The following is a 14,083-nucleotide window of genomic DNA, read 5'->3' as shown; positions in this document are numbered from 1 at the left end:
CGTCGAGGCGGCGGTCGACGCCGGTGCCGACGCACTCGTCTCCGCGGCGGCAATCTCGGATTTTACCGTCGACGCCGCCGACCAGAAGATTCGCTCCGGCGAGGCCCGGACGCTCGACCTCGAACCGACTCCGAAGCTTATCGATACGGTCCGCAAGTCGAACCCGGACCTCCCCATCGTCGGGTTCAAAGCGGAGACGACGGGCGACGACGAAGCGATGGCCGATGAGGCGAGACGTATCATGGACCGCGTCGGTCTCGCGTTCGTCGTCGCCAACGACGCCTCGGTCATGGGTGCCGACGAGACGCGCGCACTGGTCGTCCGCGACGACGAGGCGAGCGAGTTCGTCGGGTCGAAAGACGGACTCGGCGCTCGCGTGGCCGACGAACTCGAAACAGAACTGCAGTGAATGAGGGGACGGCGGTTAGTCGTCGCCGTCGTTTGCGGTCATAATGTCCTCTCCCTCATCCGGCCATGTGACGCCATCGACGAACGGGACACCCATCTGCTGGGCGGCCTGCGAAATCATGTGGGCACCAGTCGGTGCGGTGAGGAACAAAAACAGCACCGTCACGAGTGCCATCAGTCCGTCACCGTGCGGTAGATAGTACACCGACCCGGCGAGGGCGATAGACGCCGCACCGAGGGTGGTCGCCTTCGACGTGGCGTGCATCCGGTTGTAGATGGTGGGGAATCGGAGCAGGCCGATGGTCCCGACGAGGAGGAAGAAACTCCCGACGAGCGTCAACAGGATGACGAGGGCCGCGCGGACGGGTCCGACCGTCACGGCGGCCGCGCTCTCGGCACTCATTCGATGATGTCCCCCTCCGTGACGTACCGAGCCACGGTAATCGTGCTGATGAAGCCGATGATGGCGAGAACGAGGCTCACGCCGACGAAATAGCCCTGATTCGACCAGATAGCGTACAGGGCGGCGATGGCGACGACGTTCGTCCCGATGGTGTCGAGTGCGACGACGCGGTCCGGGACCGTCGGCCCGCGAATGACGCGATAGCTCACGAGGAGCGTCAGGCCGGCCGCGAGGACGAGACCGGCGAAGAGCACGTCGTTCATCCACGTGAGGTACGCCGGGTCAGCCATGCCGCTCACCTCCCGCGACGGCCGCGGTCTTACTGTCTTCCCCGTTGGCCTGCGCTTGCGGTGCGGGGTCGCCGGGCTTCAGTTCTTCGTCGAAGATGACGAGTGCGTAGTCCTCCCACCGGCGAATCGGTTCGAGAATGCCGTCGAGGTCGCTCCCGTCGATGCTGTGCACGTACAGCGTGTTCGTGTCGTCGTCGTAGTCCATTGTCAACGTCCCCGGAGTGAGGGTGATACTGTTCGCAATCGTCGTGATAGCGGCGGGAGACCGAACCCGGAGTGGCACCTCCACGACAGCCGGGTCGATAGGCATCGACGGAGCCAGCGTCCGCCGCGCCACGTCGATGTTGGCCGTGAGGAGTTCCCAGAGGAACGTCAGGAGGTACAGCGTCGCGTAGGGTGCGACGCGGACGCTCCCGACGATAGACGCCTTGTCGCTGTAGAAACGGCGGAAGAAGTACGCGATTCCCATTCCGACGCCGAGGCCGATGATGAACTCTTCGAGGAGTCGCTGCGGCGTGAGTTCGACGCCGCGAACGAACAGCCAGAGGATGGCCATGACGAGACCGGAAACGGGCCAGCGGCGACTCATGCGTGGCCACCTCCCGATTCGAGGCCGACACCCGGTCCGTGCATCACGGCGTCGATGTAGCCGTTCGTATCCAGTGCAGCGTGGGCCGCCGCATCGGCCGTGGCGAACAGGGCTTCGAACCCGATACCGAAGCCGATGGCGGCGATTGCGAGCGCAACCACGACGGTCACCTGCGTGGTGAGTTCGAGTCGTTTCAGACCGCCGCTGCCACCGTCGGTCATCGCTACGTCACCGCCCCTAACCGACCAGCGGTCGGGTAGTGCGGCGTTGACCGCGTCGCTCGGGCGACCCCAGAACACCGCGTTCCACGCGCGGGTGTAGTACGCGATGGTCAGAATCGCACCGGCGAGGGCGACCGCGAGGGCGAGTCCGGCACCGGCAGCGCCGGCGGCGAACGCCTTCGCGGCGGCTTGGAAGACGAGGAACTTGCCGAAGAAGCCCGAAAGCGGCGGGACGCCGATGAGCGTCAGCGCGCCGAGGAGGAACCCGGCGGCGAGCACCGGCGCGCGGTCGGCGAGACCGCCGAGGTCCGAGAGCCGGTCGCTTCCGACGACATCCTGAATGGTCCCACTCGCAAGGAAGAGCAGGCTCTTGGCCAGCCCGTGATTGAACGCGTAGACGAGCGCGGCGGTTACGCCGAGGTCCCGGACGGCCTCGGACGGCGCGGTCGCGGCCACCGCCAGCGGGAGGACGATGAAGCCCACCTGACTGATAGAGGAGTACGCGAGGATGCCGTCCACGTCGTCGCGGCCGACGGCACCGATGCCGCCGAGGATGATGCTGACCGCGGCCATGGCGAACATGACCGGGCCGAAGAATCCGAGGAAGGAGTCGCCGCTGATGCCGAGGAACGAGAGGTCGATGGACGCCGCGGCGAAGATAGTGAAGTAAAGTCGGATGATGGCGTAGACGCCGACCTTCTTTACGACGCCGGCGAGCATCGCGGTCACCGGCGACGGTGCGGCACGGTAAGCCGCGGGTACCCAGAACTGGAACGGTGCGAGACCGGCCTTCAGCGCGAAGACCGAAAACAGCACCGCGGAGAGTCCGAGCACCGGAAGGACGGCGACGTTGTGTGGCTCCGGGTTCGACAGTAGCTGAGCCATGTGAGCCATGTTGAGCGTCCCGGTCGTGCTGTACAGTCCACCGATAGCGATGAGCATCACTGCGCTGCCGATGAGGTTGAGCACGACGTAGTTGAGCGCCGCGCGGGTGTGCTCGCGTCCGGAGTAGAACAGCACGAGGATGTAGCTCGACATGAGCATCACCTCGAACCAGACGAACAGGTTGAAGATGTCGCCTGTGAGGAACGACCCCGTTACGCCGACCAGCATGAAGTGGTACAGCGGGTGGTAGCTGAGTCGCTGGCCGAACGCGTCGATAGACGCGACGGAGTACACAAGTGCCAGAAGCGACACGAAGCCGGCGAGCGCCAGCATGAACACCGAGAGCGCGTCGGCGACGAGCGTGATGCCGAACGGCGCGGCCCAGTTGGACACCTGATAGACCAGCGTGGTCGATTCGCCTCCGAACGGAAGTATCACCGCGTCGAACAGGACGGCGACGGCGGCGAGGTAGCCGACGCCCCCGAGCAGACTGACCGTCCGCTGGAGTAGGTCGCTCGGGCGCGTGAGCAGCGTCAAGATGGCTGTCACGAGGGCCACGAGGAGCGGTGCGATGACGAGCGTGCTCATCTGCTACCTCCGAGTTCGTACATGTCGATGGTTCCGTGTTCCTCGTACACCCGGTAGGTCAAGACGAGGGCCAGTGCCGTCGTCCCGAAGCCGATGACGATGGCGGTGAGCACCAGCGCCTGCACGATTGGGTCCGAAGGCGCGGGGCCGCCGCCACCGTGACCGGAGAGGATGGGTGCGAGTCCGTCGAACCCACCCATGGTGACGAGGTAGACGTTCGCCGATTGGCTGATGATGCTGATACCCCAGACGACGCGTACGACGTCGCGGCGAAGGACGAGGTACGTGCCGATCATAAAGAGGATGCCGAGGATGGCGGCGAGGAAAACTTGGGTCATTCGTTACCGACCTCCGCGACGATAGTGAGGAGTCCCCCGACGACGGCAAAGAAGACGCCGAGGTCGAAGGCGAACGCGCTCGCGACTTCGAGTTCGCCGTAAATCGGGACGTGCTCCAAAAAGAGCACACCCTGCGTGAGGAACGGCGCGTCGAACGCGAGCGGCGCGAGACTGGATGCGACCGCGATGGCGAGACCGAGCGATGCCATCCAGCGGTAGTTTTCGACGAGTCGGTGTTGCTCCGACCCGTCGGGTGCGATGTCGAGAATCTCGCGCTGGATGAAATCCAGCCCGAAGATGACGTACACGAGCGCGAAGGCGGCGGCGGCGAGGACGGCCCCGATGAAGCCGCCGCCCGGCAGGTTGTGCCCGCGGAACAGGAGCGCAATCGCCGTCACCAGAATGATGGGGACGACGATGCGCGCGACAGTCCGCGAGATGACCGTCGTGCGGCCGGATGACCCGCTCATTGCGTCTCACCCTGCCCTCGCATGCGAATCAGCGTCAGGATGGCAAGCGACGCCATCACGACGACCGAAATCTCTCCCATCGTATCGAATCCGCGGAAGTCGACGAGGATGACGTTGACGATGTTCGACCCGCCACCGAAGTCCGCGAAGAACGTCCCGTGTTCGGCGGGGACGCCCGCGTGGTGGATGAAGAATTCCTTCAAGCTCCCATCAGGGTCTGCATTCGTCGAGAACAGGACGGTGAGGAACACCGTCCCACCGACGGCAAACGAGAGGAGACCATCGCGGATGAAGACGAGTCGGTCGGGTGCGTCGCCGTAGAACGCCGGGAGGCGGTCCAAGACGAGCAGGAAGATGACCAACACGAGCGTCTCGACGACGAGTTGTGTCAACGCGAGGTCGGGTGCATCCGCGAGGATGTAGAAGATGGCGACCATGAAGCCGACGATAGAGAGCGTCAACACACCGGCGACGTGCGAGGGTGCGACATCGACGGCGAACGCGCCGACGAGCGCGACCAAGAGGACGAGTACGATGGGAATCGAGACGCTGAGTCCCTCGATATTCGGCATCGGAACCCCGGCGGCCGCGTAGCCGCCGAGTGCGAGCGCGACGAAGCCGAAGAGACCCCACGTCGCGTACGTGCGGAGGAGTCCCGTCTGAATCTTCGGCGTAACGGCGACGCTCGTGGTCGTCAGTCCTTCGACGAAGTTGTCGTACCACCAGTTCGCGCGGACCGGGCCGCGCAGGGCCGCATTGATAGCGTCGTGGATTCGGTCGTAGAACGGGAAGGCCGCCGCACCGACGACGATAGTGATGATACTCATGATGACGTACGGCGTCAGTTTCGTCGGGAAGTGCACCGAAAAGGAGTGCGCTTCCCCGGGGACGACGCTCCCGTAGACCTGTCCGATCAAGCCCTCGATGAAGAGGTTCGGGTCGGCGGAGATGGCGAGCACGAGCGCGCCGAGAATGGCCGGCGGAACGAGCATCGCCACCGGTGGGCGGTGGACGTGTCCCAGTCCGCGGGGTGGGCCGCCGAAGAACGGCGAGGCGAATTGGGGGGAGAAGAGAAACGTGAAGCCGCCCCGGAACCCGGGGACGACGGGGAAGGCCCGCGAGATCCCGCCCGTGTGTGGGGCGGGGTGGTAGGACGCCTCGAACAGCAGTTCTTTCGAGTAGAAGCCGTTGAACGGCGGGAAGCCGGCCATCGAAAGCGACGCGACGACGGCGATGACCGCCGTAATCGGAAGATGCTTTCGGAGGCCGCCGAGGCGGTCAATGTTCCGTGTTCCGGCCTCGTGGGCGATGATGCCCGCGACCATGAACAGCGCCGCCTTGAAGCTCGCGTGGTTCAGGATGTGGAACGCGCCGGCTTCGGCACCGTAGCTGTTTGCGAAGCCGAAGGCGGCGATGATGAGTCCCAGATGGGACGCAGTAGAGTACGCGAGTAGTTCCTTGATGTCGGTCGCACTCACCGCGAGCATGGCCGCGACAGTCATCGTCAGCAGGCCGAGCACGGCGAAGATAAGCGTCCAATCGCCGAGGACCGCGGCCTCTTTGGGGAGGAACAGCGGTCGGAAGCGACCGACGAGGTAGACGCCGGCTTTGACCATCGTCGCGGAGTGGAGGAACGCCGAAACCGGTGTGGGTGCCTCCATCGCGTTCGGAAGCCACACGTGGAACGGGACCTGTGCGGACTTCGTGGCTGCGCCGAGACCGATGAGGACGAGCACGGGAACGAGCAGCCCGGCGGACGAAAGCTCCGCACGGAGTACGTCCGCGTGCTCGACGAGCAGTTGGATGCTGTAGGTCGTGCCCTCGATTGCAGTCGTCTGGCCGGATGCCCAGACGAGAAGCAAGAATCCGACGAGCATGAACAGCCCTCCGGAGACGGTGATGAGCATCGACTTCCGAGCGGCGTACTGGGAGGACTTCTCTCCGGTGTAGTGACCGATGAGAATGAACGACGAGAGACTCGTCAGTTCCCAGAAGACGAACAGGGCGATGAGGTCGCCCGCGAGGGCCACCCCGAGCATCGACCCCATGAACGCCAACAGCGTCGCGTAGTATTTCGCCTGGCCCGGCTCGCCGTGCATGTAGCCTCCCGAGTAGGTGAGGATAAGCACGCCGACACCGCTGGCGAGGAAGGCGATGAGAAGCGCCAACCCATCTACGTGGAATGCCAGCGAGACGCCGAGCGAGGGAATCCAGTCGAACGCAACGGTTCCATGCGCCCCCGCGAGATATTGGTCCGTCACGAGGCCAAGAGTGACCAACGCGACAGTGGCCGCGAAGTACGCCGTGCGCTCCCCGAGAAGCCGATAAACGGCAGGGGTGAACGCCGCGGCGAGAAACGGCAGGAAGACGACCGCGAGGACGACTTCCGGTGTGGGTTGCACGGGCGAAGTTGTGAATAGCGCGGACTTAGGTGTTGTCAAACCTATCGGGCCTTCAGTATCGAACCAACCCACAAGACTACCTGAATTTCAAATAAAACCAGCATATTGGTTGGGATTCGAACTCGAACCCACCCGATTAGGCGGCTCACTTCGTGATTGTGAACTGTCTCAATTCTGTTCGTCTCGCAGTGTCACACGTCCGGGCATCGTGGCTCAGTACGTCTGAAAGAAACCCGTGACTCACGGTTCCAACCGACCGCTAGTGGTCTATTTTCGCCCGCATCTCTGACCAGTCACTGGTGGTCTGTCTCCGACTCGGGATACCGACACCTCCGAATCCGGGGGAAACGAATTCTCGTGTGGGTGAATGTCATGGTTGCGCAACTACTTTATACACACATTCGGACGCTTTCATCAGGATGGACGGAAGTGTGGCGAGTGACGAACTCCTCAACGTACTCGGAGATACCGAGTCGAGGGCGCTCCTCGTTGCCCTCTGTCGAGAACCACGGTCTGCAAAAGAACTCGGAGAGACGCTCGACCGTTCACTTCCGACCGTATACCGACGACTCGACCGACTGTGTGAGTGCGGTCTCGTGGCATCGACCACGGAGGTACGCAACGATGGGACACACTATCGCCGGTATGAATGTACGTTCGACCGGACGCTTGTCTCGCTGTCGGAAGACGGATTCCTCGTCGAGGTCGGTTCGGAAGGAGAGACACCCGAGAGCGAACGATAGGTGGGTTCGGTCGGCAGTTGTAGCACCCCAGTAGACCCGAGACAGCGGAGTTGATTCGTATATTAGTCAGTCTGCAACAAAATCCGCATGGATGATATGTTTCTGTCGATGTTCAGGATTGATTCGGTTTCCGCACCCGATTGTTAGTCATGGTACATACTATTGCTTGGTGAGTGGCTATTTTTCAGCGAGCGAAAGTCCACCTTCACATTTATAGCAACAAGTGACTATCTGGAATTCATGAACAGTCCAGGCGCGCGCTCCGGGCAGGGAGACGCGCAGCGTCAGGGCATGGGGGGAAACGAATGATAATCGACCCGGCACGGATGGCATCCGTGAACGGACCGGGACCCGACAGTGATGTCGCAATGGATGCGATTCGAGAGACAGCGGAGGGGGCTGTCTCGCTGGTCGCCGTCTACGGCGCGACAGCGTTCGACCTGTTTCACGTCGGGGAAACGGTCCGTGAGGCGTTCGGGAGTCGCGACGAACTCGTTGCACACCTGAGCTCGCTCGCCGAAGAGACTCGACGCGAGTTCATGGAACGTGGGTTGTTCTCCGGACTCAGTCCGGTCCAAAACAGCGTCGAATACCGGTTCGAAGAGCGCGACGACTACGGCGTCCTGCAGGTGTACTGCGGCGGCCGTGGTATGTTGCTCTTCGTCGAACCGGACGAACCCGTCGAACCACTTGTTCGGACGGCGTCACAGCTTCTCGGCGGAATGTAACTGCACTCGGGACCTGCCAGTCCCGAGGACAGACTACTCGATACCTGAGTGGCGACACGGACCGCCAGTAGTGAAATCACATCAACCGGCTGTAACGAAGGTACTACTCCTCGGCAGTCGATACCGCGCATCGTGGGTCGGCGTGTCCGACAGCCTTCGAACCGCCACATTTTATGCCTAACCCGGGGAACGGGCGTCATGGACCAGTTGCGGCAGTCCCTTCTCGACGCGCCAATCATCCAAAAAGGAGACTACGAGTACTTCGTACACCCCATCAGCGACGGTGTTCCGATGCTGGAGCCGGGGCTCCTTCGCGAAATCGTCATCAAAATCATCCGCAAGGCGGACCTCGAAGATGTCGACAAAATCGTCACGCCCGCGGCCATGGGCATCCACATCTCCACCGCGGTTTCGCTCATGACGGACATCCCGCTTGTCGTTATCCGCAAGCGCGAGTACGGCCTCGACGGCGAGGTCTCGCTCCACCAGCAGACCGGCTACTCCGAGGGTGACATGTTCATCAACGACGTAGACGAGGGCGACCGTGTGCTCGTTCTCGACGACGTGCTCTCGACCGGTGGCACGATGAAGGCCGTTCTCGACGCCCTCGACCACATCGGTGCAGACGTGGTCGACACCGTCGCTATCATCAAGAAGGCCGGCCCGACCGAACTCGATGACTCGGAACACAACGTCAAGACGCTCATCAACGTGACCGTCGAAGACGGCGAAGTCGTCATCGTCGACGAACACGGCGACGACTAACTACGGTCGATACCGACCAACGATTTTTCTGGGGTACACACCTCACGTGTGTACTTCCGACCCACTCAGTCAGAGCAACGCTGCGCGCGCCCCCGAGACCCTTTATTAGTGAGTGAGACTCCCTGTTGGGCACTAACTTCAGGTAAATCGTTCATTCATTTTCGTATACGGAAGGGAGTTTGATTTTTGACAATATCAAGTAGCCGAAACATATTTATATACATGGTTGTTCACACAATTCATGGTTCGCGGTAACATTATCCATCCAAATCGACGAACGCTTTTGAAGACACTCGGTGCCGGCGGTCTCGCCGGGCTTGCAGGGTGTACCGGCGAGGACGGCGACGGTACGCCCACTGAAGATGGTGGTGGGGGCGGCGACGCGACGCCCGAGGACGACCTCGGTGACACGCTCGTCGGCCCCGATGGCGAGCAGGTGACGCTCAGTATGGTCTACTCCACAGGGGGCCAGACGACCAAGACCATCGCGCAGTTCGTCCAACAGGAGTATGGGAAATTAGGAATCGGCGTCGAGTTGACGGGGGTCCCGTTCAACACGATGCTCTCGAAGTACGCCCAGAACACGTACAAGCCGGAAGGCGGCGAAGAGCGCTCGTCGTTCAACGCCGGTCCCCGCGACGAGGCGACGAGTCAGGAACAGTGGGACCTCATGCTCGGTATCGGGTTTAACTCCTATCCGCGAACGCCGACCTCAATCCGCCCGTTCTGGACGAGCGAGGAGAAACGCGAACAAGCGACGACTAATTTCTACGGCTATCGCCCGAGCGAGAATATTGCCGGGATGCTCGACGAGGCGTCGAAAGAGACCGACGAGGCGAAGCGGCAAGAACTCCTCGCGGACGTATTCGGCATTCTCAGCCACGACCAACCCGTCAACTTCTACGAGTTCTCGGTCGACCTCAACGGCTTCCAGAAGGACATTCAAGGTATCAACCCCGGGCCGAGTATCGGCTATAACTCCCAGCAGTATTTCCGCGGTGAGTCCGGTAGCACGCCGTCCGTTACGGGCGCGTACAGTGTCGGTTCGGCCACTGACGCAAAAACGCTCAACCCAATTCGAATCAACGACGTATCGTCCTCGAATCGACTCGAACTCACACTCGATACTGCGTACACGCTCGACAATAACGATGAAGTCGTCTACCGATGGGTCGAGTCAATCGACACTGACGACAAGCAGAACTACGAGTTCACGCTCCGTGACAACCTCCAGTGGGGTGCGGGCTACGGGCAGATGACCGCCGACGACTGGGTGTACTACATCGAGGAAGTCCACCAAGCCGAGGACAACTGGGCGGGCGACGTGAACCAGTCGGACTGGTTCCGCGGCGGAGAGCCCATCCCGGTCGAGAAGACGGGGAAACTGAGCTTCGAAGTCCAACTGCCCGAAGTGGACCCAGCGTTCATCAAGAAGCCCATCATGTGGGAGTCGTTCTGCCTGCCGAAGGGACTCGTCGAGAAGTACCGCGACATGGACGACGGCGGCAACAAACTCAACCAGTCGAAGGCGATTCAGGAGATTACGTACTCCGGAAACCTCGGCCCGTACACGTTCGACCGCTGGGACCGCGAATCGGTGTTCGTGGCGAAGCGTAACGAGGACTACTACCTGCGCGACGTGGAGGGCTACGACGGCGCACCCTACTTCGAGGAGAAGAAGTATCAGGTGTTCGGCGAGCAGTCGACGCGTCTGTCGGCGTTCGAGACCGGAGAGGTCGACCAGGTGGGAGTGCCCTCCTCGAAAGCGAAGAAGTTCAAAGACCTCGACTCCACGAAAGTCATTCAGACGCCAAACGCATTCTGTTCGATTCTCGCGTACAACCAGCGCGCCAACGGCTGGGACCAACTGCGCACCCGCGAAGTCCGGTACGCACTCTCGATGGGTGTAAACAAAGAAACCATCGTCGAGAGCATCGACCGCGGCTACGCCAAGGTCGCCCACACCCACCAACCCGAGTACTCCGACTGGTTCGACGACTCGAAGGTCGAAAAGACAGGCGTCGGTGAGAACTACGGCGCTGCGAAAGCCAAACGGATGCTCGCCGACAACCTGTCCGGCGACTACTCGTTCAAATGAACGTGGAGGCTCTCCGATGAGCATGCAATGGTACGTCGCTCGCCGCGTCGCGTGGGCAGTGGTTGCGACGTATCTCATCTTGAGTATCACGTTCGGACTCCTCGTGGTTGCCCCGGGCGACGGCCAAACGGCCTTCGCATTCAAAGCCGCGACGCAGGGCGGCGATGTCGATGAGGCGAGAGAAACGTTCGACGAGATAACCGGCCGCGACGAACCGATGTTGACCAGATACAAGAACTACATGGTGAACATGGCGACACTCAACTGGGGGTGGTCGTACACCCGGAATCAACCGGTGTTGACGGCGATAACGGAGGCGTACCCCTACTCACTTATGTACGCCCTCCCGGCGACGCTCATCTCTATCGTCTTCGGGTACGCAATCGGGTTGTACTCGGCGACACACCAGTACACGCTGACCGACTACTTCGGGACGTTCACGGCCTTCTTCGGCATCAGCATCCCGAATTTCTGGTTCGGTATCATGCTTATACTGGTGTTCGCTGTCGACTTGAACTGGCTCCCGAGTTACTACCAGACTGGTAGGGGGATATGGACGTTCGCCAACGTGAAACAGCTCATCTTACCGATTATCGTCCTTTCGACGGGGGCCATCGCCGGGAACATGCGTTACTCACGGGCTGAGGCCCTCGAATACGTCCACGCGGACTTCGTGAAGACTGCGCGTGCAAAGGGTGCAGACGACTGGCGCGTCCTCGTCCGTCACATCTTCAGACCGGCGCTCGTGCCGCTTATGACCATCCTCGTCGCCGACATCCTCGGCTTGCTGTTCGCCGGGGCGTACATCACGGAGGTGGTCTTCCAGATACCCGGACTCGGGCTGTTGAGCTACAAAGCTATCGTCCAACAGGACACGGCGCTCGTCATGGCGACGACGCTCATTCCGGTGTTCATCGCAATCATCGGGAACCTGCTACAGGACATCGCCTACACCGTGTTGGACCCGCGCATCGATTACGGAGGTCGGTGATGGCGGCCGACACCCCTCCCGGTTCGACTTCGGCCACTGGTTCGGCCTCGACCGACCGATTCGAAGACGTTGACTGGGACGAACTCGGCGGACTGGGGCTCCCGCGACGGACGCGCTACCTCGTCGTGAGCGCGCTGGTCTACACCGCGGCCGTCGGATACGACGTGTTTCTCACCGAGGATGCACTCATCTCGGGGACGAACTGGTTGTTCCTCTTGACGCTCCTCGCGGGGACGTTCTTCGTGGCGTGGCCGCTCGCGGAGAACAAACGACTCACGGCCTACTACTGGCGGCGATTCAAGAAGAACCGCGCCGCTGTGGTGAGTGCCCTGTATCTCCTCGTGGTGTTCGTTCTCGGGACATTTGGGCCATTGTTCATCGCAAAGCCCGAACTGAACGTTCTTGCGGCGTACCAACCGCCGATGTTCCTCGGCGTCGACTCCAGTGTTCCCTCCACGTGCGTCGGGACCGTCGCCGACGGCGTGTGCCAAGGAACCTGGAAATACCCACTTGGAACGACGAGCGACGGCAAAGGAATCGCGAGACTCGTCGTCTTCGGCATGCGCGTGAGTATGCAGGTCGGTCTCATCACGATGCTCATCGTCATCAGCATCGGAACCGTCGTCGGTACGTCAGCAGCGTACTTCGGCGACCTCGTCGACGAACTTCTGATGCGCTATGTCGACATTCAGCAGACCTTCCCGACGTTCTTCCTGTTCCTCATCGTGACCTACCTGTTCAAACCGAGCCTCTTCTTGCTCATCACGATATTCGGGTTCCTCGGGTGGGGCGGTATCGCCCGTCTCGTCCGGTCTGAGGCGCTTCAACGCCGCGAAGAGGAGTACATCCGTGCTGCGGAGAACGCCGGAGCGTCGGACGGGTGGATTATCCGCCGACATCTCATGCCGAACGTGTCGAACACGGTTATCACGGCGGCGACGCTGCTAATTCCGTCGTTCATCCTCTTCGAAGCGACGTTCGCGTTCCTCGGGCTGACGGACCCCGCGACGCCGTCGTGGGGACAGGTCATCGCGTCGGGCCGTGGCGACCTCGACAGCGCGTGGTGGATTGCCACCATCCCCGGCGTCTTCCTGTTCTGTACCGTCCTGGCGTTCAACTTCGTCGGCGACGCACTGCGTGATGCGCTCGACCCGCGTTCGGAGGGAGACGCATGATCGACCCGCTTCTCTCTGTCCGCGACCTTCACGTCCAGTTCCGAACCGACGAGGGAGTCGTTCGGGCTGTCGATGGTATCTCGTTCGACGTCGCTCCCGGCGAAACGGTCTGTGTCGTCGGGGAATCTGGTTCCGGCAAGACCGTGGCCTGCGAGTCGATTACGAAACTCATCCCGATGCCACCCGGCGAAATCGCCGGCGGCGAGGTCGTCTTCGACGGCGAAGACCTCACGGATGCGACCGAAAAACAACTGCAGTCGATTCGGGGCGACCGCATCGCGCACATCTTCCAGGACCCGCAGGGGGCGCTCAACCCGGTCTACCCGGTCGGCGCGCAAATCGTCGAGGCGGTTCGACTCCACAGCGACGTGTCGAAGGAGGCCGCGCGCGACCGCGCAATCGACCTCCTCGACCGCGTCGGCATCCCGGAGGCGACGAACCGCGTCGACGACTACCCACACGAGTTCTCCGGCGGTATGAAACAGCGAGTCGTCATCGCCATGGCGCTCGCGGCCGACCCGGACCTGCTCATCGCCGACGAACCGACGACGGCACTCGACGTGACTATCCAGTCGCAGATTCTCAGCCTCCTGCGCGACCTGCAAGCTGAGTTCGGCATGAGCATCATCTTCGTCACGCACAACCTCGGCGTCGTCGCCGAAATCGCCGACCGCGTCGTCGTCATGTACGCGGGGAAGGTGATGGAGACCGGAAGCGTCCACGACGTGTTCGAGCGACCCTCACACCCGTACACGAAGGCGCTTCTCGAATGCCTCCCGGGAGTCGGTCACTCGATGGAACCCATCGGCGGAACGCTTCCTGACCTGACTGCGCCCCCGGCGGGGTGTCGATTCAATCCACGGTGTCCGTACGCGACGGCCGACCGTCGAAGCGGGGACCACCCGGAACTTCTCGAAGCGGCCCCCGACCACCGTGCGGCGGGGGTCTACTCCGGTCCCGGCCCCGCCGCGCCGGCCATTCCCGGCCGA

General features: G+C 62.0%; 15 protein-coding genes. 8 read left to right on the top strand and 7 right to left on the bottom strand.

Annotation, left to right across the window (positions count from 1 at the left end):
* A partial coding sequence (locus QT222_RS16535) for a phosphopantothenoylcysteine decarboxylase domain-containing protein (protein WP_491477792.1) occupies window positions 1–409 on the top strand: 409 nt, incomplete at its 5' end.
* 15 nt (window positions 410–424) lie between these two features.
* On the opposite strand, the gene mnhG is transcribed toward QT222_RS16535, so the two are convergent.
* Genes mnhG through mbhE form a run of 7 tightly spaced genes read right to left on the bottom strand, consistent with a single transcriptional unit; the run spans window position 425 to window position 6,594 of the window.
* Entirely contained in the window at window positions 425–811 is a 387-nt protein-coding gene (gene mnhG / locus QT222_RS16530; protein ID WP_004572609.1) for a monovalent cation/H(+) antiporter subunit G, read from the bottom strand.
* Window positions 808–1,101 carry an MrpF/PhaF family protein gene (locus QT222_RS16525; protein ID WP_004572608.1) on the bottom strand — a complete coding sequence of 98 codons (294 nt, stop codon included), beginning with the start codon at window positions 1,099–1,101 and terminating at the stop codon, window positions 808–810. The genes mnhG and QT222_RS16525 overlap by 4 nt, the downstream gene beginning before the upstream one ends.
* Entirely contained in the window at window positions 1,094–1,690 is a 597-nt protein-coding gene (locus tag QT222_RS16520) for a Na+/H+ antiporter subunit E (RefSeq protein WP_004572607.1), read from the bottom strand. The genes QT222_RS16525 and QT222_RS16520 overlap by 8 nt, the downstream gene beginning before the upstream one ends.
* Window positions 1,687–3,384, bottom strand: coding sequence for a complex I subunit 5 family protein (locus QT222_RS16515; protein WP_491477791.1), 1,698 nt, complete (start codon window positions 3,382–3,384; stop codon window positions 1,687–1,689). The genes QT222_RS16520 and QT222_RS16515 overlap by 4 nt, the downstream gene beginning before the upstream one ends.
* Complete coding sequence (locus QT222_RS16510) at window positions 3,381–3,722, bottom strand: sodium:proton antiporter (RefSeq protein WP_004572605.1); 342 nt, start codon at window positions 3,720–3,722, stop codon at window positions 3,381–3,383. Before QT222_RS16510 ends, QT222_RS16515 begins: the two co-directional genes overlap by 4 nt.
* Window positions 3,719–4,192: an MnhB domain-containing protein gene (locus QT222_RS16505; protein ID WP_004572604.1), complete on the bottom strand. Its 474-nt coding sequence runs from the start codon at window positions 4,190–4,192 to the stop codon at window positions 3,719–3,721. The genes QT222_RS16510 and QT222_RS16505 overlap by 4 nt, the downstream gene beginning before the upstream one ends.
* Window positions 4,189–6,594, bottom strand: coding sequence for a hydrogen gas-evolving membrane-bound hydrogenase subunit E (mbhE, locus tag QT222_RS16500; RefSeq protein WP_491477790.1), 2,406 nt, complete (start codon window positions 6,592–6,594; stop codon window positions 4,189–4,191). Before mbhE ends, QT222_RS16505 begins: the two co-directional genes overlap by 4 nt.
* A 419-nt stretch (window positions 6,595–7,013) precedes the next feature.
* On the opposite strand from mbhE, the gene QT222_RS16495 reads away from it, so the two are divergent.
* The 7 genes from QT222_RS16495 to QT222_RS16465 form a co-directional block, all read left to right on the top strand.
* Window positions 7,014–7,337: an ArsR/SmtB family transcription factor gene (locus tag QT222_RS16495; RefSeq protein WP_004572602.1), complete on the top strand. Its 324-nt coding sequence runs from the start codon at window positions 7,014–7,016 to the stop codon at window positions 7,335–7,337.
* A 326-nt stretch (window positions 7,338–7,663) separates the two neighbouring features.
* Entirely contained in the window at window positions 7,664–8,065 is a 402-nt protein-coding gene (locus QT222_RS16490) for a hypothetical protein (protein ID WP_004572601.1), read from the top strand.
* 198 nt (window positions 8,066–8,263) lie between these two features.
* Window positions 8,264–8,830: a hypoxanthine/guanine phosphoribosyltransferase gene (gene hpt / locus QT222_RS16485; RefSeq protein ID WP_004572600.1), complete on the top strand. Its 567-nt coding sequence runs from the start codon at window positions 8,264–8,266 to the stop codon at window positions 8,828–8,830.
* 241 nt (window positions 8,831–9,071) lie between these two features.
* Window positions 9,072–10,928, top strand: coding sequence for an ABC transporter substrate-binding protein (locus tag QT222_RS16480; protein WP_491477789.1), 1,857 nt, complete (start codon window positions 9,072–9,074; stop codon window positions 10,926–10,928).
* 16 nt (window positions 10,929–10,944) lie between these two features.
* The gene (locus tag QT222_RS16475) at window positions 10,945–11,919 is read left to right on the top strand and encodes an ABC transporter permease (protein WP_014732233.1); all 975 of its coding nucleotides are present in this window, start codon (window positions 10,945–10,947) and stop codon (window positions 11,917–11,919) included.
* Window positions 11,919–13,094 (top strand): ABC transporter permease, encoded by a 1,176-nt coding sequence (locus QT222_RS16470; RefSeq protein ID WP_004572597.1) that lies wholly within the window; start codon window positions 11,919–11,921, stop codon window positions 13,092–13,094. Before QT222_RS16475 ends, QT222_RS16470 begins: the two co-directional genes overlap by 1 nt.
* Window positions 13,091–14,083 (top strand): ABC transporter ATP-binding protein (locus tag QT222_RS16465; protein ID WP_491477788.1); only part of this gene is annotated, 993 nt, incomplete at its 3' end. The genes QT222_RS16470 and QT222_RS16465, both read left to right, overlap by 4 nt.

The sequence above is a fragment of the Haloferax sp. s1 genome (assembly GCF_058382125.1).
Note: the sequence above shows the minus strand (reverse complement) of the source record. Positions and strands in the feature narration are given on the sequence as shown.

Coding starts and splice junctions, on each gene's coding strand:
- mnhG (WP_004572609.1), bottom strand. CDS start 811: ATGAGTGCCGAGAGCGCGGCCGCCGTGACGGTCGGACCCGTCCGCGCG.
- QT222_RS16525 (WP_004572608.1), bottom strand. CDS start 1,101: ATGGCTGACCCGGCGTACCTCACGTGGATGAACGACGTGCTCTTCGCC.
- QT222_RS16520 (WP_004572607.1), bottom strand. CDS start 1,690: ATGAGTCGCCGCTGGCCCGTTTCCGGTCTCGTCATGGCCATCCTCTGG.
- QT222_RS16515 (WP_491477791.1), bottom strand. CDS start 3,384: ATGAGCACGCTCGTCATCGCACCGCTCCTCGTGGCCCTCGTGACAGCC.
- QT222_RS16510 (WP_004572605.1), bottom strand. CDS start 3,722: ATGACCCAAGTTTTCCTCGCCGCCATCCTCGGCATCCTCTTTATGATC.
- QT222_RS16505 (WP_004572604.1), bottom strand. CDS start 4,192: ATGAGCGGGTCATCCGGCCGCACGACGGTCATCTCGCGGACTGTCGCG.
- QT222_RS16495 (WP_004572602.1), top strand. CDS start 7,014: ATGGACGGAAGTGTGGCGAGTGACGAACTCCTCAACGTACTCGGAGAT.
- QT222_RS16490 (WP_004572601.1), top strand. CDS start 7,664: ATGGCATCCGTGAACGGACCGGGACCCGACAGTGATGTCGCAATGGAT.
- hpt (WP_004572600.1), top strand. CDS start 8,264: ATGGACCAGTTGCGGCAGTCCCTTCTCGACGCGCCAATCATCCAAAAA.
- QT222_RS16480 (WP_491477789.1), top strand. CDS start 9,072: ATGGTTCGCGGTAACATTATCCATCCAAATCGACGAACGCTTTTGAAG.
- QT222_RS16475 (WP_014732233.1), top strand. CDS start 10,945: ATGAGCATGCAATGGTACGTCGCTCGCCGCGTCGCGTGGGCAGTGGTT.
- QT222_RS16470 (WP_004572597.1), top strand. CDS start 11,919: ATGGCGGCCGACACCCCTCCCGGTTCGACTTCGGCCACTGGTTCGGCC.